General features: G+C 37.6%; 18 protein-coding genes. 14 read left to right on the forward strand and 4 right to left on the reverse strand.

Features of this window, described 5'->3' with window-relative positions; genetic code table 11:
- Positions 1–442 precede the first annotated feature (442 nt).
- Positions 443–3,277, forward strand: a complete 2,835-nt coding sequence (gene ileS / locus RVY80_RS04280) for an isoleucine--tRNA ligase (protein ID WP_295189622.1) — start codon at positions 443–445, stop codon at positions 3,275–3,277.
- 431 nt (positions 3,278–3,708) lie between these two features.
- Here the strand turns inward: ileS and RVY80_RS04285 are convergent, their stop codons facing one another.
- A complete protein-coding gene (locus tag RVY80_RS04285; protein ID WP_295189625.1) occupies positions 3,709–4,497 on the reverse strand; it encodes a basic amino acid ABC transporter substrate-binding protein in 789 nt (262 codons plus the stop codon).
- Between the two features lie 265 nt (positions 4,498–4,762).
- Between RVY80_RS04285 and RVY80_RS04290 the strand changes: the two genes are divergently transcribed.
- The 4 genes from RVY80_RS04290 (at position 4,763) to guaA (ending at position 8,827) form a co-directional block, all read left to right on the forward strand.
- Positions 4,763–5,956, forward strand: coding sequence for an amidohydrolase (locus tag RVY80_RS04290; protein WP_317329766.1), 1,194 nt, complete (start codon positions 4,763–4,765; stop codon positions 5,954–5,956).
- A 92-nt stretch (positions 5,957–6,048) separates the two neighbouring features.
- On the forward strand, positions 6,049–6,906 hold the full coding sequence (locus tag RVY80_RS04295; RefSeq protein WP_317329767.1) for a Cof-type HAD-IIB family hydrolase: 858 nt from the start codon (positions 6,049–6,051) through the stop codon (positions 6,904–6,906).
- A gap of 65 nt (positions 6,907–6,971) precedes the next feature.
- Positions 6,972–7,193 carry a DUF362 domain-containing protein gene (locus tag RVY80_RS04300; RefSeq protein WP_295189633.1) on the forward strand — a complete coding sequence of 74 codons (222 nt, stop codon included), beginning with the start codon at positions 6,972–6,974 and terminating at the stop codon, positions 7,191–7,193.
- A 98-nt stretch (positions 7,194–7,291) separates the two neighbouring features.
- Positions 7,292–8,827 carry a glutamine-hydrolyzing GMP synthase gene (gene guaA, locus RVY80_RS04305; protein WP_295189636.1) on the forward strand — a complete coding sequence of 512 codons (1,536 nt, stop codon included), beginning with the start codon at positions 7,292–7,294 and terminating at the stop codon, positions 8,825–8,827.
- Between the two features lie 194 nt (positions 8,828–9,021).
- Here guaA and RVY80_RS04310 read toward each other — a convergent pair whose 3' ends face one another.
- The gene (locus tag RVY80_RS04310; RefSeq protein ID WP_317329768.1) at positions 9,022–9,357 is read right to left on the reverse strand and encodes a hypothetical protein; all 336 of its coding nucleotides are present in this window, start codon (positions 9,355–9,357) and stop codon (positions 9,022–9,024) included.
- A 34-nt stretch (positions 9,358–9,391) separates the two neighbouring features.
- Between RVY80_RS04310 and RVY80_RS04315 the strand changes: the two genes are divergently transcribed.
- The 6 genes from RVY80_RS04315 (at position 9,392) to RVY80_RS04340 (ending at position 19,092) form a co-directional block, all read left to right on the forward strand.
- On the forward strand, positions 9,392–10,855 hold the full coding sequence (locus tag RVY80_RS04315; RefSeq protein ID WP_317329769.1) for a relaxase/mobilization nuclease domain-containing protein: 1,464 nt from the start codon (positions 9,392–9,394) through the stop codon (positions 10,853–10,855).
- Positions 10,856–11,000: 145 nt separating this feature from the next.
- On the forward strand, positions 11,001–13,169 hold the full coding sequence (locus tag RVY80_RS04320) for a Dam family site-specific DNA-(adenine-N6)-methyltransferase (RefSeq protein WP_317329770.1): 2,169 nt from the start codon (positions 11,001–11,003) through the stop codon (positions 13,167–13,169).
- Positions 13,170–15,161, forward strand: a complete 1,992-nt coding sequence (locus RVY80_RS04325; protein ID WP_317329771.1) for an AlwI family type II restriction endonuclease — start codon at positions 13,170–13,172, stop codon at positions 15,159–15,161.
- 25 nt (positions 15,162–15,186) lie between these two features.
- Complete coding sequence (locus tag RVY80_RS04330) at positions 15,187–17,385, forward strand: AAA family ATPase (protein ID WP_317329772.1); 2,199 nt, start codon at positions 15,187–15,189, stop codon at positions 17,383–17,385.
- Positions 17,386–17,933: 548 nt separating this feature from the next.
- Entirely contained in the window at positions 17,934–18,281 is a 348-nt protein-coding gene (locus RVY80_RS04335) for a transposase (RefSeq protein WP_317329773.1), read from the forward strand.
- Positions 18,271–19,092, forward strand: coding sequence for an IS3 family transposase (locus RVY80_RS04340; RefSeq protein ID WP_317329774.1), 822 nt, complete (start codon positions 18,271–18,273; stop codon positions 19,090–19,092). Before RVY80_RS04335 ends, RVY80_RS04340 begins: the two co-directional genes overlap by 11 nt.
- A 469-nt stretch (positions 19,093–19,561) precedes the next feature.
- On the opposite strand, the gene RVY80_RS04345 is transcribed toward RVY80_RS04340, so the two are convergent.
- Entirely contained in the window at positions 19,562–19,753 is a 192-nt protein-coding gene (locus RVY80_RS04345; protein ID WP_317329775.1) for a hypothetical protein, read from the reverse strand.
- An 84-nt stretch (positions 19,754–19,837) separates the two neighbouring features.
- Here RVY80_RS04345 and RVY80_RS04350 point away from each other — a divergent pair, with 84 nt between their 5' ends.
- Genes RVY80_RS04350 through RVY80_RS04360 form a run of 3 tightly spaced genes read left to right on the forward strand, consistent with a single transcriptional unit; the run spans position 19,838 to position 20,578 of the window.
- Positions 19,838–20,035, forward strand: a complete 198-nt coding sequence (locus RVY80_RS04350) for a hypothetical protein (protein ID WP_317329776.1) — start codon at positions 19,838–19,840, stop codon at positions 20,033–20,035.
- Positions 20,032–20,298, forward strand: a complete 267-nt coding sequence (locus RVY80_RS04355) for a hypothetical protein (RefSeq protein ID WP_317329777.1) — start codon at positions 20,032–20,034, stop codon at positions 20,296–20,298. The genes RVY80_RS04350 and RVY80_RS04355 overlap by 4 nt, the downstream gene beginning before the upstream one ends.
- Positions 20,291–20,578, forward strand: a complete 288-nt coding sequence (locus RVY80_RS04360; protein ID WP_317329778.1) for a hypothetical protein — start codon at positions 20,291–20,293, stop codon at positions 20,576–20,578. The genes RVY80_RS04355 and RVY80_RS04360 overlap by 8 nt, the downstream gene beginning before the upstream one ends.
- Before the next feature lie 1,077 nt (positions 20,579–21,655).
- Here the strand turns inward: RVY80_RS04360 and RVY80_RS04365 are convergent.
- Complete coding sequence (locus RVY80_RS04365; protein ID WP_295188431.1) at positions 21,656–22,948, reverse strand: sensor histidine kinase; 1,293 nt, start codon at positions 22,946–22,948, stop codon at positions 21,656–21,658.
- Between the last annotated feature and the right edge of the window lie 2 nt (positions 22,949–22,950).

Here is a 22,950-nt window from a genome sequence, read left to right on the forward strand (position 1 = left end):
ATAGTATTGCGATGACAAAGACGGCAAGTTCTAACAAGCCTACAGAGAGTCACCCCTAGTGCTGCGAGGGTGATAGGTGGAGAATGAGCGGATCACTTTTGAGCAAGCAGGCAACTGCCGGTGAACACCGTTATATGTGTAAGCGGCTTTCACGGGGAGGCATCCCTACATAGAATTGCTGAGATGGTGAGCGGTAGCGCACGGCGCAAATCCGAGCATGATACATGAATTTTCAGCAAAACATCTATGGAGAGTCAGTAGGGTGGTACCACGGATATAACGTCCGTCCCTTCGGGGACGGGCGTATTTTTTATACCTAAATGACGCCAATAGTTTTTGTCATAGCGGAAAAATACCACGGCATCCCATATTCGTAACTTTCACCAAACATAATCAATTTTTTCGACATATATTAGTGAGAACATGTAAAAGGAGCAACATCATGGATTACGGTAAAACATTACATTTGCCAGAAACTGAATTCCCAATGCGTGGCAATTTGCCAAAACGGGAACCAGAAATTTTGAAATTTTGGGAAGATAATGACATCTACAACAAACGTTTGGAATTGCGCAAGGATAGCAAGCCATTCATTTTGCATGATGGCCCTCCCTATGCAAACGGTAAATTGCATATTGGTCATGCGCTCAACAAAACATTAAAAGATATTATCATGAAATATAAAACCATGACTGGCCATTACACTCGTTACATTCCTGGCTGGGATACACATGGTTTGCCAATCGAACATGCGGTTATTAAAAACACTGGTTTGAACCGTCATGAAATGGCGCCTCTTGATTTGCGCAATAAATGTAAAGAATACGCGTTGAATTGTGTAGAGGAACAAAAACAAGATTTCATTCGTTTTGGTGTATTGGGCGAATGGGATCGTCCATATTTGACATTGCGTCCTGAGTTCGAAGTGAAACAAATCGGTATCTTCGGCGAAATGGCGAAACGCGGTCATATCTATAAAGGTTTGAAAACTGTATATTGGTGTACTCACTGCGAAACTGCATTGGCAGAGGCAGAAATCGAATACGCTGAGAAAAAATCCTTCTCCATTTACGTAAAATTCCCTTACGTATCCGAAAAAACTGTGACATTGCCAGCTGGCGTGGATGCTTCCAAGGCGTTCGCTGTTATTTGGACAACTACTCCTTGGACAATGCCTGCCAACGTGGCGATTTCCGTGAACCCTGAATTATCCTATTCTTGGGTACAAGTGGGCGACGAATACTATTTGATGGCTACAGAACTTGTTGAAAGCGCCCTAAAGGACGCTGGTATCACTGAATACAATGTATTGAACACATTCAGCGGTGCTGATCTAGAATTGGCTACATTCAAACATCCATTCGTAGAACGTACATCCACAGTATTATTGGGCGACCATGTTACATTAGAAGCCGGTACTGGTTGCGTACATACAGCACCTGCCCATGGTGAAGATGACTTTAACGTTGTGGCTCGTTACCGCAAAGAGGGCATCATCGATTTGCCAATCGTATCCCTTGTGGATCCTGTAGGTAAATACATTTCCGCAGTCGACGAAGGTCGTTATGGCGATACTGAATTCCCATTGGCTGGCGTTGAAATTCATGATGCGGAAGTGCCTGTCATCAAAATCTTGGCACACAACAATGCATTGTTGCACAAATCCAGCTTGCGTCACCAATACGCTCACTGCTGGCGTTGTAAAAATCCAGTTATCTACCGCGCTACTGAACAATGGTTCAGCTCTGTAGATGGATACCGTCAAGAAGCGTTGAATGCGATCGACAATCAAGTACAATGGATTCCTAAATGGGGTCATGATCGTATTTATAACATGGTTCGTGACCGTGGTGACTGGTGTATTTCTCGTCAACGTACATGGGGCGTGCCAATTCCAGTATTCTACTGTAACGAATGTGGCGAATACGTAATCAACGACGACACCATTAAATCCGTTCAATCCTGGGTGGCCAAAGAAGGTTCCGATGCATGGTGGGCTCACGATGCGAAAGAATTATTGCCAGAAGGCTTCACATGCCCTCATTGTGGTCATGATGAATTCCGCAAAGAACCTGACATCATGGACGTTTGGTTCGATTCCGGTTCCTCTTGGTCCGGCGTGTTAGAAGTTAATGGCCTTGATGTGCCAACAGCTATGTACCTAGAAGGTTCTGACCAACATCGTGGTTGGTTCAACTCCTCCTTGTTAACAGGCGTAGCAACCACTGGTCATGCACCTTATAACTCCGTATTGACTCACGGCTTCGTTGTGGACGGCGAAGGTCGCAAAATGTCTAAATCCGTAGGCAATACTGTGGCTCCTTCCGACATCATCGACGTATATGGCGCTGACGTAATGCGTTTGTGGGTATCCTCTGCGGATTACCAAGGCGACGTGCGTTTGTCTAAGGACATCGTAAAACAATTGTCCGAAGTATATCGTAAAATCCGTAATACATTCCGCTTCTTGCTTGGCAACTTGGATGACTTTAATCCAAACACTGATAAGGTGGCTTATGCGGATATGTCCGAATTCGATCAATGGGCGTTACTTCGTCTTGAGGAAGTGCGCAACAAGGTTACTGAGGCGTACGAAAACTACGAATTCCATATCTTGTACCATACAATCCATAATTTCTGCACAGTAGACTTGAGTTCTATCTACCTAGATATTATGAAAGATATTATGTATGCTGAAAGTGCCAACAACCAAGCACGCCGCAGTGCGCAAACAGCGATGTATGAAATCGTGAAAACATTGGTGGCTATGGTGACTCCAGTACTTTCCTTTACAGCAGAGGAAGTTTGGAAATACATGCCTAAAGAAGATGGCATGAGCGAAAGCGTAATGCTTCAAGATTGGCCAGCAAGTCATCCAGAACATTACAATGCGGAACTCGCTGCGAAATGGGCTAAATTGCTTGCATTGCGTGGGGACATGACAAAAGCATTGGAAGAAGCTCGTCAAAACAAAACAATCGGTCATCCATTGGATGCATCCGTAACTGTATACGCTGAGGGCGATGCATTTGCTACATTGAATGCTCTTGGTGAAAGCAAACTCGCGGCGTTCTTGATCGTCTCTGAAGCACACCTTGTGGAAGGTAAAGCTCCAGAAGGTTCCGTTGTGAGCGCTGAATCTGGTATCGGTGTTGTGGTAACAGCATCTGAACTTGAAAAATGCGAACGCTGCTGGATCCACCGCGATTCCGTTGGTCACGATGCAGAACATCCTACATTGTGCGAACGTTGCGCGAGCGTGATTAAGGAAGCGTAAAAAAAGAAACATTATCTGAATGCTAGGGTCGAAGGTGTATCCTGGCTACAGATATAAAAAAGGAAGATTCTACTAGTGTTAATACTAATAGAATCTCCCTTTTTAGGTTCGGTTTCAGACAAGTAAATGTTCCGGTCAGGAACATGAGAAAATCATAGTGAAAGATATGAAAATCCCCGACTAACAGTAGTTAATCGGGGGTGTTTTGATGTAAGATTTTACATGCTTTTGTCCCTTTAGTATATCACATCATATTAAAAATACAATAGTAAAAATTATTTCTTACAAGTGTATTCTTGAGGAACAAAAAAAGATAGCCATGCGTCTTTCGACTACATGGCTATTGTCTCGGGTAGAGTTAATACTCATCCAAAATTCCTCTTGAAATATAGTATACAGAGGATTTACTGGATTAGCAATTAACGATTCGTTTATTTTGCTTGTTGGTAGTTACCGAACCATTTTTCATAGATTTTTTGGTATGTACCGTCTTCTTTTAATTCTTTCAATGCTTTGTTAACTGCATCGCGTAGAGCCGCATTGTCTTTTTTGAAGCCCAATACTGTGCCTGGGGATTCAGAAGGTTGACCGGCAAGACGAAGGTCTTTGTCAGCACCTTGTTTCAAGTAGTACATAGCTACAGCGTTATCGATGATAGCACCATCAATTGTACCAGCATTTAATTCCATGAAAATAGTAGCATTAGAATCAATTTCTTTTACAGTTGTATTAGGAATCGCTTTTGCCATATCTACAGGAATGGTACCGATTTGTGCGCCTACAGTTTTGCCTGCTAAATCTTGCATAGAATTAATGGATGTGTTGTCTTTACGTACAACAGTTACATAACCAGCATCTTTGAAGTATACATCACTGAATGTTAATACTTTTTCACGTTCTGGAGTCGCGTTGATACCAGCAGCGATCATGTCGATGTCGCCAGATTGTGCAGCAGGGATTAATGCATCAAAACCCATGCTTACAAATTGCATTTTCAAACCGAGTTTTTTAGCAATTGCTTCGGACAAATCAACGTCGAAACCAACGTATTTATCGCCTTCAGTGAATTCATATGGAGGGAATGTAGTTTCAGAACCTACACGCAATACGCCCTCTTGAGTGGTCATTTTTTTAGCAGTATCGCCACCACAACCAGCGATTAACCCAATTGCTAATGCAGCTGTTGCTACAATAGCTGCCAGTTTTTTGAATTTAAACATAAGTGCCTCCTTACACATACCACATTGGCGTCGTTTCGGTGAAAGCTAACGCTATTGTGACTTTCACCATATGGAATCCCAAAAATACAACAAACGCCTATCTATGAATATTGTACGGTTTTTTATGCATTAGTGCAAGATTTAAAGTATAAATATAACTAATGTATTCATAATGCATGGTTGACTCTATAACGAAATCGATAAAATTTGTTATACTAATAAAGTAGCTTGGTGTAATAGGATAATCAAGCTTGAGGAGGATACTATGATTCAAGGAAAACAATCATTCCTAGCAGCTTGTGATAATCATAAGTCTGCTGCATTTACAATAAATATGACATTGGCTCAGAATCCTGAAATTTCTAGCCAAGAATTTGAATCTGTGAAAACTATTGGTCGTGTGCTTGAGCAAGCGGGGATTCCCGTGGAATATGAATTTTGTAATTTGCCTACTGCCTTTATCGCTCATGCGGTACAGGTGGATAACCCCACAGCTTGTTTGGCCATACTCTGTGAATACGATGCCTTACCTGGCGTGGGTCATGCATGCGGTCATAGTGCTAGTGGATCCATGAGCACATTGGCAGCATTGGCACTTCATCAAATGCAAACAGAAGGTTATGAATTTCATGGCGATATCGATATTATTGGTACCCCTGATGAAGAGGCTACGGGATGTAAGGTGGACATGGTGAATGCGGGCGTGTTCAAAGACTATGATTTTGCTATTATGGTTCATCTTGATGGGGAGGAAACGCGTCCAAACTCCAATTTTCTAGCGTTAGATAATTTCCGCGCTCGATTTTATGGTAAACCAGCTCATGCAGCAGGGGAGCCTTGGAATGGTGTGAATGCGGCGAATGGTATGCAATTGGCCATCCATGCCCTAGACATGCTTCGCCAACAAGTGCGACCTGAAACGCGCATCGGTAACTGGATTATTAAGGCAGGTACCGCATCCAATATTATTCCTGACTTTGCCGAATTTGAAAGCTGCGTTCGTCATACAGAGCGTACGTATTTAAATACTATTTCAGAACAAGTAAAACGCATCTTTGAAGGTGCGGCTATGGCCACTGGTACGAGAGTGGAATATGGATTCCACGGTAATTGCTACGATAGTATGAATGTCCTTGAATCGGGCAATCATCTCATCGAGGATGTGATGACAAATTTAGATATACCGTTCATACCAGGTGCAGCACCAGTGTCGGGGAGTTCGGATATTGGTAATGTGAGCTTTCAATGTCCCGCATTCCATCCTAAATTGCGATTAGCTGGTGAAGATAAGGTGTGCCACTCTGTTGAATTCGCCGCAGCCATGCAGGATCCGACTATTGAACAAACTATTTTAGATGGTGCCCACATTATAGGGTTGTCGTTGCTTTCATTAATGGAAAAACCTGAGACATTAGCCACAATCAAGGCCGAGTTCGACGCATCCAACATTAAGAATTAAAATTAAGAACCCAAATGAGGCATCAAAATCAAGCCTTAAATTTAATCATCAAATTTAAGCATTAAATTCAAAATTAAAGAATAAGGAATTACATGAATTTACAAAATGAAAAACCAGTGCGTCTCATCGTTAGTGATGTGGATGGTACCTTGGTAAATACCAAAAAATCGATTACTGACGAAAATGTAGCGGCCATTAAATTAGCCATGGACCAAGGTGTACGCGTGGCTATTGCCTCTGGCCGTGCATGGAACGAGATGAATGAAATCTTTGACAAGATTCCTGATTTGCGCTATTTCATCTGCTCAAATGGGGCGCTTGTGATGGATAAACAGGATAATCGTCAGGTTTATCGCGAGGGATTTCCGAAACAGCAGGCCTTACATTTGCTAGATCGATTGCTGGAATATGGTATTTACACAGAGGCCTACATGGGTGCTGCGATTTATGGTACTCGTGAAAGTTTGCCGCGCGTGGATTATTATATTCGTGAAAATATTCGTCTCTTTGTTCTCGAAACGCGTACCTTTGTAGCCGATTTGCGTACCTATATGGACCAATTCGACATGGGGCCTGAAAAATTGCAAGTATTTTATGGTGATGAAAGTATGAAACAGCGCATTGTGCAGGATCTATCTAATGATATTAGCTATGATTTGTTGTTATCTAGTGAAGGTAATTTGGAATTCGTATTGCCACACACAACAAAGGGCAATGCGGTAAAAGAGCTAGGTGCTAATTGGGGAATCGGGGCGGATCAAATCATGACCATCGGCGATTCTCATAATGATGTGTCCATGCTACAATTTGCGGATATCTCTATTGCCATGGGGAATTCTGATGATTTTGTGAAAGATTCAGCCCAGTACATTACTAAGGATAACGATTCCAATGGTGTGGCTTATGCGATTCACCAAGTATTGGAGAGAAACAAGCAATTGATGTCTTAAATGATGTCTAATTGATACTTTAATTGTAGTACTATGTAGCATTCATTTTTTATGGGAGGTGGCATATGGCGAAAATAATATTTTCTATACGAGATACTTGTGTGAAATGTGGTGCCTGTGCCGTTGACTGTCCCGTGCAATGCATTTCACCAGGAGAATTTCAATTTTATATTGGCCACGGCTGTATTCGCTGCGGTGATTGCTACTCCATCTGCCCTGTAGGGGCGGTGCATATGGAGGCTATCGAGGATACAGCGGGAGAGGGACCATTGAAAGAGGAAGATTAACATATTGCTGATGGAGATATAGCTTTCACATATGATATAATAAGAGGTAAACAAAAAGAGTAATAGCTTTCACAAGCACATGCTAATGGAGGATGTAAATGGAAAACAAGGAATTTGTTATTGTTGTCGATTTCGGTGGTCAATATAACCAGTTGATCGCTCGTCGCGTTCGTGAAAACCACGTATACTGCGAAGTATATCCATATAATAAAGCCGTAGAGAAAATCAAAGAATTGAAACCACAAGGCGTTATTTTCACTGGTGGCCCTAATAGCGTATACGAGGATAATGCGCCTCAAATCGAAGCTGAGGTGTTCGAGCTAGGGATTCCTGTGCTTGGTCTATGCTATGGTATGCAATTCATGGCGCATACCTTGGGTGGTGAGGTTACATCTGCTGAAAGTCGCGAATTTGGCAAAACACCTATGAAATGTGATTTGTCCTCTTTGTTATTCAAAGGTTTGAGCGAAGAAGAAATCGTTTGGATGAGTCATGTGGACTATGTAGCATCCATTCCTGAAGGCTTTAAAGTCGTTGCCACTACTGACAACTGTCCTGTGGCGGCTATGGAAAATGCAGATAAAAAATTATATGCTATGCAATGCCATCCAGAAGTATTGCACTCTGAACACGGCAAAGAAATGCTCCATAATTTCTTGTATGAAGTATGTGGGCTAACAGGCACTTGGACAATGGCTAACTATGCAAAAACAGCTATTGAAGACATCCGCAACACAGTAGGCGACGGCAAAGTATTGTTGGCGTTATCCGGCGGTGTAGATAGCTCTGTAGCAGCAGCATTGATCTCCAAAGCGGTGGGTAGCCAATTGACTTGTATCTTCGTTGACCATGGCTTGATGCGTAAAAACGAAGGCGACGAAGTAGAAGCAGCGTTCAAAGATTCCGGTATGCATTTTATCCGCGTGGATGCAGAAGAACGTTTCTTGAGCAAACTGGCTGGTCTTGAAGAACCAGAAGCGAAGCGTAAAACTATTGGTGAAGAATTCATTCGCGTATTTGAAGACGAAGGCCGTAAAATCGGTTCCGTTGATTTCTTAGCGCAAGGTACTATCTACCCTGACGTTATCGAATCTGGTGCTGGCGATGCCGCAGTTATCAAATCTCACCACAACGTAGGCGGCTTGCCTGCAGTAGTAGATTTCAAAGGTTTAATCGAACCACTTCGTAATTTGTTCAAAGACGAAGTGCGTGAACTCGGTTCTGAATTGGGCCTTGCTGACTACCTAGTATGGCGTCAACCATTCCCAGGTCCTGGTCTTGCTATCCGCGTAATGGGCGACATCACAAAAGATAAATTAGATATCCTTCGTGATGCAGACTGGATCTTCCGCGAAGAAATCGCGAATGCTGGTCTTGATCGCAGCATCAACCAATACTTTGCAGTATTGACTAACACTCGTACTGTAGGCGTAATGGGCGACTTTCGTACATATGATTACACATTGGCGTTGCGCGGTGTAACAACAACTGACTTTATGACAGCTGACTGGGCCCGCATCCCTTACGAAGTACTAGATAAAATCTCTAGTCGCATCGTAAACGAAGTACAACATATTAACCGTATCGTGTATGATATCACATCTAAACCACCTGCTACCATTGAGTGGGAGTGATTAAAAACAGTCTCTAAAGCCTTATAAATAGCCGTTTTACAACTAATATGCTTGCAAAATGCTTGCAGATTTTAGAAATACATCACCTGAAGAATAATTCTTTGGGTGATTTTTTTGTATTTGAAAATGCTACAGGAAGTTTCCCGTAGCATTATTTATTACAGTAAATTATTCTCTTTTAAGTATTCAATTCTCTATTTTAGAATTTCATCTCTTGAAAGGTCTTCAAATTCTTTCTGTGTTAGTGGTAGAGAGTAATACTCTACAGATTTGTTTTTAATAGAATCAAACTGTTCCTTTGTAATAGAGTAAGACTCCAAGTCAAACAGATTATCCGATAGTTCCTTTAAGATGTTACAAACATCAGAATTGAACGGATGCTCTTTGTCATTACCATAGAAAACAAGTTTGGCGTTCCAATTATTTTCATCTGTTTCAATATCGTTAGGGAATTTATCTTCCACAATTATCTTGAAACCTATTTCTTTTTTCATTGCAAGTTCATACATAAATAAAACAAAATCTCTCATTTTCGGATTATATCCTCAATGAGGTGATCAGCTGATGGCGGTTACGAAGATACATCCGATCAAGAGCACGCTGAAAAAAGCGATAGACTATATCTGCAATGGCGATAAAACCGATGATGAAATCTATGTTACTACCCACCTTTGCAGCAGAGAAAATGCCCACAAGGAATTTGAACTCACCAAAAAACAGTTTAACTCAAGAACCAAGACTTTAGCTCATCATCTGATCCAATCCTTCGTGCCGGAAGAAGTGAGTTTTGAAGAAGCTCATCGGGTAGGAATCGAACTTTGCGAAAATATTTTAGAGGGGAAATATGAATATGTCCTAGCAACACATATCGACAAAGACCATATTCACAATCACATCATTTTTAATTCCATTGATGTAGAAGAAGGTAAGGTTTATCACTCCTATTACGGTTCCTATATGAACATCCGAAATCAAAGCGATAGGCTTTGCAAGGAACATAATTTGTCTGTGATTGACCTGGAAACACAGAGGGAAATCAACGAAATTAAGCGAAGAAAATTTGTAAGTTGGCATGATTGGAATGAGAGTAAAAAAGGCAGTAGCTATAAGTCAAGGCTTCAGTTTGATATTGATAGGAGTATTCAGAAGTCCGTTGATTGGCAGGACTTTCTATCTAAGATGGAAAGCTATGGATACGAGATAAAATTCGGTAAGCATATTGCTTTTAGAAGTAATAATCAGCAGAGATTTACCCGAGCAAAGACGATTGGAGAGAACTATACCGAAGAACGGATTAAAGTTAGGATTCTGAATAAAGAAAAAGAACTTGGCAATATCATTGATATTAAGAATAACGAAAAAGTGAGGTCAAGCAAAGGATATGAGCATTGGGCTACGAAACATAACCTTAAAACGGCAGCTTCTACACTTATTGAAATTAGAGACAGGGGATTTAATTCGATGGAGGAATTGGAGCGTGGTATCAGCCGAATCTCAATCGAAAAAAATGAATTGAAGCGAGAGTTTGATAAGCTGTCATGGGAGCAAAAAAGGATAAAGGAAGTAGTAAAGCATATTCAAATCTGTATCAGCAAAAGAGAGCATTATGAAGGATATCGTAAAAATCCAAATGATAAAATTTATATGATGATGAACCGAAAAGATGTGGAAGCTTATCAGAAATCTTATGAGGAAATAGATGTTTTTTTGAAACAGTTCCCGCATTTGAAAAATACTGTATTGGAAGGATTGAAGAGCAAATCCGGTAAAAATCTTTTCAGGAAATTGAATGAGCATTCGAAGGATTTGAGATTAAAACAAGAAAGGATAGCGAAACAGCATGATTCTTTAATGGAGGAGTTTACCGAGCTTAGACACCTTAAGAATAATATGGATGATTATCTTGGAAAAAATGTAGTTGAAAAGGAAAAAGATTCGATTATTGAAAGGATTTCAAAACGCAAAAAGATAGAAGCGAATAGAGAATCGAAACGTGATAATAATATAAAGACTCATAGTGAAAGATGAATTTTAAGAGAGGAATAGCTATAAAGTGAATGCTGATTTTAGATGCGATTAGCATCTATTTTTTAGTAAATTTTGGTGGGAAAATCGATTAAAATATGGTATAATGTCTACTAATAATATAGAAATGTGGCAAGGAGGGATAAGGATGACAAGCATAAAAGTTGCTGATGTGATAAGAGAATTAGAGATCTCTAAGTCATATTTATATAAATTAATAGAAAAAGAGAATATCGATATTCCCAAAAGTGAAACAGGAAGGTATTTTTGGGATCAAAATACAATTACAATTCTAAAAAGTTGTCTAAATACAGAAGATTCAAATGATGTGAATGACATCGAGTTTCTTATATCCAAATTAGGGTTAAAACAATCTTTTATAAATAACAGAAGATATTTAGGAAACAAATATTCTCTTTCTGATTTTATAAGAAAAACAGTGGATGAAAATTGTAAAGGTGTTAATATTGTAATCGACATATTTAGTGGAACCGGTGCAGTTGCGAATACTTTTAAGGATAAGATGTTAATTACAAATGATTTGCTATATAGCAATTATCTTTCTAATTATGCTTGGTTTGGGAGTGAATCATATTCAAAAGAAAAGATAATTGAAATAATCTACGAGTATAACCGGTTGAAAACAAGTGATAATAACTATATGAGAGAAAAGTTTGCGGATACTTTTTTTTCAGCTGATGATTGTAGCAAGATAGGATATATAAGGGAAGATATAGAAGAAAAGTACAAAAATAAAGAAATAAATTTTAAGGAATACGCTATATTGATTACATCGCTTTTATATGCGATGGACAAAATTGCAAACACAGTTGGACATTATGATGCATATAGGAAAAATGTGGATTTTGAAAAGACTTTGGTATTGAATGTCTTGTTACCGGAAGAAACGATGAATTCTAATAATGCTTGTTATAACCTTGATGCAAATGAGTTGATAAAAACCATAAAAGGAGATTTGTTGTACCTGGATCCCCCATATAATTCAAGGCAGTATTGTGATGCGTATCATTTGCTTGAAAATGTAGCAAGGTGGGAGAAGCCTGAAGTGTATGGGGTTGCAAGAAAAATGGACAGAACGGCATTAAAAAGTGATTATTGCATGATTACGGCCACAAAAGCATTTCAAGATTTAATTGAAAAAGCGGATGCAAAGTATATCTTGCTCTCGTATAACAATATGTCCAATAAAGGAAATGATAGGTCGAATGCTAAAATATCGGATGAAGATATCTTGAGAATTCTTAGTAAAAAAGGGAAAGTTACTATATTTGAATCGGACTATAAGAGTTTTTCAACTGGAAAATCAGATATACAAGATAATAAAGAAAGACTGTTTTTATGCGAAGTATTTAGAGAAGAAAAGAAGAAAATGAATATCTCTTGTCCGTTTAATTATACAGGTGGAAAATTTAAGTTGTTGGAACAGTTACAACCTTTATTTGATGAAAGGGAAGTGTTTTTAGATTTATTTTCCGGAGGAGGGAATGTTGGAATAAATTCATCTTCTTCAAAGGTTATTTTTAATGATTCTAATGATAGTTTGGTTGATTTGATGAAATATATCAGAGATACCGGAACTGATAAATTGTTAAAAGAGTTAGATGGAATTATTGAAAAGTATGGTTTATCAAATTCGTCTTTATATGGATACGCCTATTATAATTGTGACAGTGGAAAGGGATTGGCAGAGTATAATAAAGATAAATTTTTAAAACTGAGAGAAGATTTTAATGCAGGGATTCATTCAGGAGAAATTGATTATGCATTGTTGTATATATTAATTGTGTATTCCTTTAATAATCAAATACGCTTTAATCGTAAGGGTGAATTTAATCTTCCGGTTGGAAAGAGAGATTTTAATTCGAAAATGAGAAGTAAGTTGATTTTGTTTTCCGACGAGTTGAAAAAGAAGGATGTACAATTTATGAAAAAGGACTTTAGGGATATTTCATTAGACGATTTTTCTCAGGAGATTTTTATATATTGTGATCCGCCCTATTTACTCACGAATGCAACATATAATGAAAATGGGATGTGGACAGAATCTGATGAGAAAGATTTACTTCATTTTTTGGATTCTGCAAATAGTAAAGGATTTAAATTTGCATTATCCAATGTTTTGGAGAGCAAAAATAAAAAGCACACTATTTTGAATGAATGGATCAAAGAAAGAGGCTATCACTGCCATTATTTATATAAAAGCTATTCCAATAGTAATTATCATAGAAAAAATAAAGATAGTATATCTGAAGAAGTTCTAATCACTAATTATCCTGTGGATGGGAGGTATGAGTAAATGGCGACTAAAAGCATTCCCTATCAAAGTTTTTGTTGGGTTATTGGAACAACGAGTTTCAGAACTGCAAAACTAAATTTAAAGATTGAAGAGCAATTATTGTTATTGGAAGAATTTTATAAAACTGTATCAAACAAATCGGCCTGGAATTGGAACAATACTCTGCAAGAAGAGTATTATGATTTTATGAAAGAAAGAGGTTTTCTATATGGAGATGCTGGTAGAAAAGATAAAGATGCCAGAGAAAAAACATCAGGATTGGTTGACATAGGCTTGATTACTCCAGATAGATTGATTACAGATGCAGGTAAAGAACTTCTAAATATTGCAAGAGAAGGTACTTTTGATACCAATAATTTCTTTAATTTGGACAGCGATAGCTTTGTGTATTTGAAGCAATTATTAAAGACCACGATAAATGTGAACAACAATATTGTAAGACCTTTTTTGGTTACCTTAAAGTCTTTATTGGAACTTGATTTTTTGACTTATGATGAGTTTACTTATTTTATTCCTCTGATTAATGATAGAGAGAGTGCTGAAGAAATTATCGAAAGCATCCGGCTATATAGGCAAGAAAAAATCACATTAGAAGATGTGATATACGAAAGATTGATTGTTATGGAGAATTACCAAGAGGCACTTTCAGAATTCATTGATCATCCGGTTGATGAAGAGTTGATTTGCCTCATTGGCATGAATCGTAAAAGCAGAAATTATGATAAGCCTTATTATAGATTGTATGAGAATATTAAGAAAATCTTTCTTGATAGTGGAGATGATTATGAAGCACTACTGAATTCTGCAAAGAGCATCAATCAAAAGCCTGGAACATTATGGAGGAGTTTATTATTTAGGACAACGAATATTAGTGTAATAAGAAAAAATGGAAAATCCTCTATTTCGCCTGAGTGCCCATTTTTAAATTGTTCAAGCGAAAAAGAATTAAAGGAGATTTTCTTTAAGTATCTTCATGTATTTAAAGCGATGGCAACCTTATCGGATTATTTTGATTTGAATCGAAGATATTTTAATATTACAGATACTCTAATCTTTGAAGATCAACTAATCAAATTAGATATGCTCCCTAAATATTTTTTCAAAGAGATAATGGATGATTTGTATGTAGAAGCTTTTACGAGATGTGATACGCTAACACAGAGCATTCCACTGACTGAAATTTCAAGTGCGTTTGATGTTGATATCAATAAGATTTATCAGGTGTTAAGTGCAGACTTAGGTATCGCAATCAAGTCATCAGAGCAGGCAGCAACTTATGTAAATGATGAGCGATACAGAAGATTCAGTGCTTTAATAGATAAGAAATTTAACGATTCTGTGCTCATAGAGTTGCTAAATTGTTTTGAGAAACGTGATGATAAGAGAATAGAAGAACTTGTAACAGACGAGGCGGCTATTCCAACGATTTTTGAATATGTATTAGGAATTATCTGGTACAAAGTCAGCGAAAGAAAAGGAAATATTTTGGATTTTATGAAATTGTCATTAGAAGCCAATCTGTTACCTAAGACACACGCAGCCGGAGGTTATGCAGACATTATATATGAATATGAAGCATGCACTTCTTATCCTAAACATTCGCTATTACTCGAAGCAACGCTTGCAGATGGAACAAACCAAAGAAGAATGGAAATGGAGCCTGTTTCAAGACATTTAGGAGATTATAGAATCAGATTTAATAATCCATTTGATTACAGTTTATTTGTAAGTACTTATCTGGATAAGAATGTCGTTTCTGATTTCAGATATAGAAAAATAATTCCCTATACAAGAGATGAAGAGGCCATTACAGGAATGAAGATTATTTCAATGGATACAGATTCACTCAAAAAGATTATAGAGAATAAAATCAATTACAGTTATTTATATGAAGTGTTTGACAAGTATCATGAAATGGATTTAGATCCTCTGCAAACTTTGAATTGGCATGAGGATTTGTTAAGAGAGGCGACTGGGGAGTATAAAGCATAGTGGATATAATGGGGAAGGAGATATTATGATTACAAAGATTGAAAAAATAGAAAATCTAGGGATATATAAAAATTTTACTTCTTGCAAAATTAATGAATTTAAACAATATAATTTAATATATGGATGGAATGGTTCAGGGAAAAGTACATTATCAAGATTATTTAGTTCGCTAAATGGAAAGAATATCGCTGAAGTATATAATGGTTTTAAAACTTCGATTTGTATAGATGGTACAGTATACGCTGAAAATCAGTTTCCTATATCGACTGAATCTATAAAGGTATTTAATGAAGATTTTATAAAAGATAATATAGATTGGAATGGAATTTTAAAAAGTATATTGTTGTTAGACGAAAAAAATATTGAGGAAATGAAGTCATATAATTTATTAAAAAATGAATTATATGGAGATGGAAGTGCTGTAGGGATACTAAAGGAAATTGAAAATAAAGAAAAAGATTTACAAGATGAAGAAAAGGAATTACAGAAAATATTGACTAATATTGGGAAAAATGTAAAAAATAATTTTCAATTATTGGATACGGCTGATAATTATTATATGAATTATAATAAAACAAAAGTTTTATCACTGATTGAAGATCAAAATAATCCTATATCTAAAAGTGATTTAATTAGAAATGACGAGTTGGATAGTGTAATCAAAAAAGCAAGACCAATAAAAAAAGAGGCTATTACAAAAAAGATAGACATTTTAAGTATAGATAATATTCGAAAGGAAATTCAAAAAACTAGTGAATTAATTGATAGAACTGTAACTTCAAGAGTAATAGAGGAATTAAAAAATAATTCTCAATTATCGGCTTGGGTTGAAAATGGTTTAAATTTACATAAAATCGAACATAGAAAAACATGTGCGTTTTGTGGTTCTAGTATTAGTGATGAAAGATTAGAAATGCTAGATGCTCATTTTAGCAATGCATTAAGCGAGCTAAATTCAGGGATTGTCTTATCTATAAATAGTTGGGAGTCCTTAAAAATTAATGCGGATATAATTTTAATAGATGAAAGTGATTTTTATGATGAACTATTGGAGCAAGTGAAAGAGCAAAATTTTGAGTTTAGGAAAATTTCACAATTAGTCAACAGAGAGATAGAAGTTTATGTTGAAGTCTTAAAAGAAAAACAGAAAAAACCATTTGAAAAACTTGAGAATACATTTGATGCAGATAAATTAATAAACTCTTTTAATGAATTGAATTCGTTAATAAATAAAATAAAGGCATATATTGACCTGCATAATGAGAAAGTAGCTAATTTTGATGCTGTTATAAGTGAAGCTAAAAAGTGTATGGAACGGCATTATATTCAAGAACAAATTGAACAGTTGCAGTATAATGACAAAGAAGTGACACTGCAACAATCTGAGGATAATTTGAAAAAAATAAAAGAAGAATGTGATAAAAAGAAAATAGAATATACAGCACTAGAAAATAAGCTATCTAATGAAACTTTAGGAGCCGAGGAATTTAATAAAAAACTTGAAAACTTTTTGGGCTATGGAGAGATAACTATAGAATTTGATAAAAATGAAAAAGGATATAAGATTTATAGAAATGGTAGAGAAGAAGCAAAGAACTTAAGTGAAGGAGAAAAAACGGCGATAGCATTTATTTATTTTATAACAAAAATTAAGGAAAATGGGCAAAAAATAGAAGATACTATTCTTGTAATTGATGATCCAATCTCTAGTTTTGATTCAAATAAACTTTTTTCCGCATATGCATATATGAAGTCTGAATGTGATAAAGCAAAACAATTATTTTTATTGACACATAATTATAATTTCTTTTCGCTAGTATTTGGATGGTTTAATAAAAAACATATTAAAGTTGATAATAAAAAATATCCTAATTACAGCATATATAGAATCGAAAATAAATTTGATAATGGAGTAAGATTTGCTTTTTTGAATGATGGGGGAGAAGGTCTAAAACAAGCCACTGAATATGACTATATTTTTAACATGGTGTATTCTTTGAAAGATAAAACTTTATCGAAACAAGAAATGATTTTTTGTGGGAATGTTGCAAGAAAACTTGTTGAATCATTTTTGAGCTTTAAATTTCCAAAGCAACGGGCGGATTTAATGGCACTACTGAATGCTGCTTTGCCAGGAGATGACAATGATATAGTTAGAGAAAGAATATATAAATTTATAAACATATATTCTCATGAAAAAAAATTAATGTTCTTGAAGAATTAGATACTGAAGTTTTAGATGCTAGTAGCCAAACAGTAATAAATGATATTTTAAAAATGGTGCAAGAGCTAGACGAAAGACATTATAATGCAATGGTTGAAAAAGTGGAAAAAGAATTGGCAGATTAATTTATTTGGTTTAATGTTTCATGCTTGCAATATGCTTGCAAAAAATCAGATAAACAGAAATAAAATAGATAATAGGACTAAAATCGACAATAAAAACCTTGATTTTATGCTATTTATATAAAACAATATCAATGGACATATCGAGTGGGAATAGATTTTCTTAAAATTAGCCTAGCTGAAAGCTGGGCTAATTTTTTTAGAAAATCATTGGCAAGGGGTATGAGCGTTGTTCAAGCTTGCGAAACAACAACAAAATGGTAATTAATCGCTTGTTTACTGGATTTATAGCTATTTTTAGCTTTTGGGGATTATTTTGTAGAAAATTCGCCACTCTATAATGGTATCATAAATTCAGACATTTTCTGAGCACGTTTTTAATGAACCTGCTATACTGTATTTATCATACGAAAGAAGGTTCAAATCATGTCCAGAAAACGCAGGAATTTTACCGCTAAATTTAAATCTGACCTTGTGCTTGAATTACTGAAGGGGGAAATCGATCTCAATACGATTGCCACCCAAAATAGCATTCAGCCTAACTTGCTGCGCAATTGGAAGAAGGAATTTCTTGAAAAGGCTTCCATCGTATTTGACGATTCTCGGGAAGAAAACATTAAAGAAAAATTAGAAGCGGAACGCAAAGAAAAAGCCGCCTATGCCAAGAAGGTTGGCCAGCTCACCATGCAGGTGGACTGGCTGAAAAAAAAATCTACAGAAATACTTGGACCTGACTACGAAAGTAAATTTAGTCCGAAACCTTTTGACGACTAAGGAACTTCCTGCCCGTACAGGTGCCTATTTACTGCATATAAACCGCACCAGCATCTATTATACGGGCACCCCTGTATCTCAGGAAGAACTGGAATGTAAAGCCATTATAGACCGTCTGCATACGGATAACCCCGCCTGGGGGGCCCGACAAATGGCGACGCAATTGAAACGCCGCGGATATGCTGTAGGCCGCCGCAAAGCCCGTCATTACATGACAGAAATGGGAATTGATCCAATCTATCCCAAAATGAATCTTTCTAAACGGATGCAGCAAGCCAAAGTTTGTCCCTATTTGTTACGACATGCTGTCATTACCCGGCCGAACCAAGCGTGGTCTATCGATATTACCTATATTCCCATCAAGCACGGATTTCTCTATCTTACAGCTGTGATTGACTGGTACAGTCGCTGTATTGTTGGCTGGGAAGTCGATGACACTTTGGATACGCGAATGGTGATTGCTGCGTTGCGTAAGGCATTCAAAGTAGCCAAACCACTCATCCTGAATTCTGACCAGGGATGCCAATTTACTAGTGTAGAATATATGGAATATTTACGTGTCAACGGAGTGCGTCAAAGTATGGATGGAAAGAGCCGTTGGGCCGATAATATAATGATAGAACGTTGGTTCCGCAGTTTCAAGTATGAAGAAGCGTATCTGACCCAATATGCTAATATCAAAGAGGCACGTCAGGCTATTAAGCACTATATCCACACTTACAATTTTGAACGAACCCATTCTTCCATCCACCATCATACGCCGGCTGAGATGTATTATCCAGCCTTGTTAATTGATTATGTAGCAGCATAAAGTTCATTAAAAAATAGCGGATTTTTTGTCTTGACAAGTGAACCACTTTACTCGGCGTACTGTATATTTTGTAATTTGTTGGTATTATAGTGAGCCACTATATTTGCAAATGGTTGGATAGATAGCCGAGGGTAAACAGCCTACGCTCCAAGGGGCGCGTTATATCATAAATTGGGGTGCCAATACACCAAAATATATAGTAGAGGCTACAACTATTCACTCAATAAAAATTTTTCAGCCCCCATTCCCACCGTCATTTTTTGTCACTCTCCCTTGTTATACTGTGCTTGTAAGGGAATAGATATATATCTATCACTCATCAGGTGCCGGGTAGTAATACTCGGCATCTGATACAACTCTAGTAGTGTGATAAGGAGAGATGATATTATGAAAACTAATAATAACAGAGACCTAGTCACTGATACGGCGGGCACCACTGGAATTGATTTAATTCGTGGCATAGTTCTTGTCATTTTGCCGAAACCGGACAAGGTCCGTGAGCTGTTAGACCTATCGGGTAACGGGCCATCTCAAAATCATCGACAGTTATGATAACCTTATCAGCACGAAGCGAATTCCTGTGAAAGGAATTCGCTACCACATCAGCCTCGTACAAGTGATCGAGTTGTTGACGGAATCGATAGGTACCTAATGATTTCATGAAATAATAGGAATCCAATGATCTCACGAAATCAATAGGGAACTAATAATTCCAATTTCGTTTAGAAAGGAACAGTGTATAGATATGGAACGTATTGAAACGATTGTGGCCCAGTGCCTCTTAAATCCACGCATGCAGATTACCTATGATGAAAGCAATCACAACGTAGATTTCTGCATCCCCGGACTGCATGATGCGTCAGAAAAGGAAGACATTAATGAGAAAAAATGTATCCGTTTGGAACGAAAAAAGACCGGCATATACGAAGTTTTCGTGATGTGAGTGGTGAATATGAATTTAAACTGCGTAAGGCTGCGGCATCATTGGTGCGAGAGGGCGACAATTGTGAGGCCGTTATTCAAATTGCCAATGTACTAGTCCATAATGATGCATTTTATTTTATCACACCAGGGCCGATTCGGAAGAAATTAGTAGACCTTCGTGCCATGCTCTATGAAAATACAATCGCCGTGGTGGGGAAAATTTATAAGATTAGTTTGATGCAGTTAGTGGAGATGTTGAAGGAAAAACAACAAGATGATTAATTTAGGAACATTAAATGACATAACAGTTAGTAACGATGATTTTTTACCAATTTCCATCATTAAGCAAGTAAAAAAACTCCACCGTTATCAATATGTTCTCGGTGGAGTTATGCCTATCGTTACGTTCGTAGCAACGTTGGCTGCCATGGTGCGAGGCATCGATATATTATATGGCATGATGGACATTAATGTATTGATGGTGCTTACGGGCTGCTTTTACTTGGCGGATATGGTGTATGAATTGGTGAAACCTAATCGAATCGTGATGTGTGAAAATTGAGTGAACGAACCACTATTTTTTTAGTTTTTTTATGCTATACTCGAAGCATAAAGTGAGTGAAATCTTTCACTGAAGCCCCCCCTAGTAGATGGACGCTACTAGGGGGTTCTAACATTATAAGGCTTATAGGATAAAACGTGTTTCATTACTAGTGTCATATGTTCCTGTAAAGAACTTTTAGAAAAATATTTCAAATATAAGGAGAGCCCAACTAATCTTGGTTAGTTGGGCTCTCCTTATATTTGAAGTTAGTTGCTTTCTGATCGGTTGTCTTTAAAGTTGTCATAACAATAGAATGTATAAATGCCTTGAAGTTGTGAACTCAGGTTAGTGATGTAAATCAACATTTAATTTAGTAATGAATGCTCCTTATTAGGAATTTAGGTGACCATTGACGAACAACGTGAATCAGAAAAAAGCTATATAATTAAAGTGCCCCACCGCCTTGACCATTTTGGGAAAGGGGGTGAAAATTTGTTAGACTTAATCATCTCTTTCTTGCTGTCTATAGTGGCAAGTATAGTTGCCGACTATATTTGCAAATGGTTGCGTAGATAGCCGCGGGCAAGCAGCCGGCGCTCCAGCATTAGCGTTATAATGTTAGAAGGCCCTAGTAGCGGTAACTACTAGGGCCTTTGCCTTGATAGACTTAAAAATCTCTTTGCCTAAAATTATTATAGCATAGGCACAGTGAATTTCAAGAGGGTACATTATCAATATTATGTGATGAGTGAAGAGTGATCCGGTATCTATTATTAATTCCACAAAGGAAAAAGCGCTCCAAAGGAGCGCTTTTTCCATGTAAGGGGAGTGTTAGTATTAACATCAAATGAGTAGTATTTAAACAAGTATGTGTGTTTGGGGTTTGTATACTTGTCGGGAGATAAATACGATCATGCAATGTGATTAGGGATTGTCATCATTGCCTCATTTGATACTATAAGTATAACTTTGAAATATGAAAATAAAATGAAAAAATAATGTATTTTTTCACAATCCTATTCGAAATACTAGTGATTTAAAAAGTATAGATAAATACTGGAATCTAAGGGGATTAACAGGAGATATTCTTTTTCTCTATTTCATGGCAGGCAATTCAATTATGAAGGATGTGGCCACATTAGGTTCACTTTCGGCTTTCACTTGACCGTGATGGAGTCCCACGACCTTGCTAACGAAATAGAGTCCCAAGCCAATGCCTTTATTGCTATTACGGTTACGAGATTTATCTGTTTGATACAAACGATCCCAAATGCGGGATAGGTTTTCTTGTTCAATACCTTCACCATTGTCTGTGACTTTCACAAAGATGGATGGCCCCTCACGATAGGCACTAAGGTGAATGGTGGAGTTGGTGAATTTAATGGCGTTATCGATAATGTTGCCAATGGCGCGGCGCAATGATACGGCGTGCCCGTGAACCATCAGGTTTGGTGCGATATCAGCGGTAAACGTCACATTAGTTTCCGTACAGAGTCGTGTATAGTCCTGTGCCACACCTTGGAGCATATCTGTTGCGTCTAGCGTATCCATTACCACATTATGAGCTTGATCAAGGCGGGTAATGTCTAATAATTGAGATACGAGGGCTGTCATGAATTTTGCCTGCGTTAGGATGTGTGTCAATTCCTCCTTAGCCGTGTCTAGGTCCTTTGCATGTTTAAGGGCAAATTCACTAGATGCTTGAATGACGGCTATAGGTGTACGCAATTCATGAGACACGTCTGAGTTAAATCGTTTTTCGCGGTTGGATGAATTTTCTAAGCTATCCAGCATACCATTGAAGGTTGTGGTCAATTCATAAAGCTCGTCACGACCGCCATCGGGAATATTTAGCCGTTGGCTGAGGTCATTGTTTTTACCGATGAGGCGGGCAGCGTTCGTAATATTCCGCAGAGGCTTGAGCCCTCGTTTGATAAGAATATAGGCGCCGATAGAGGCAATCATGAGGAATGCTACGGTACCCAGCAATAGACCATACATCATACTGAGTGTACGGGTATCGGTATTACGAATTGGCGCAATGGCCCGGAACCAACCGCTAAATTCAGGGGAGTGGATAGGCGTATCATAATAGTAATACGTGGAGTTCTCCGTTAAAATTTCACTCACTTGGTTCGGTGACATCGGCGTTTGTGTTGGGAATCCATCAGGTAGAGCACCGCGCGTAATCAAGCCCTCTTGCGTGTAGGTAATAAAGAATACCCCTTCTCGATATGGTTTGAAACTGCGTAAGTCGGAAGCTGCGGTTATGGTAATGCGTTGGAGACGATCGCGAACCTCGGAGGTCTCCCAACGATGACTGAACTGGAACACGAAGGTGGCCAACATCAAGAGCATTAAGGTGAGGAAAATACTGTACCATGCCATGA

The sequence above is a fragment of the Veillonella absiana genome, from assembly GCF_032970865.1.
Taxonomy (GTDB): Bacteria; Bacillota; Negativicutes; order Veillonellales; family Veillonellaceae; genus Veillonella; species Veillonella absiana.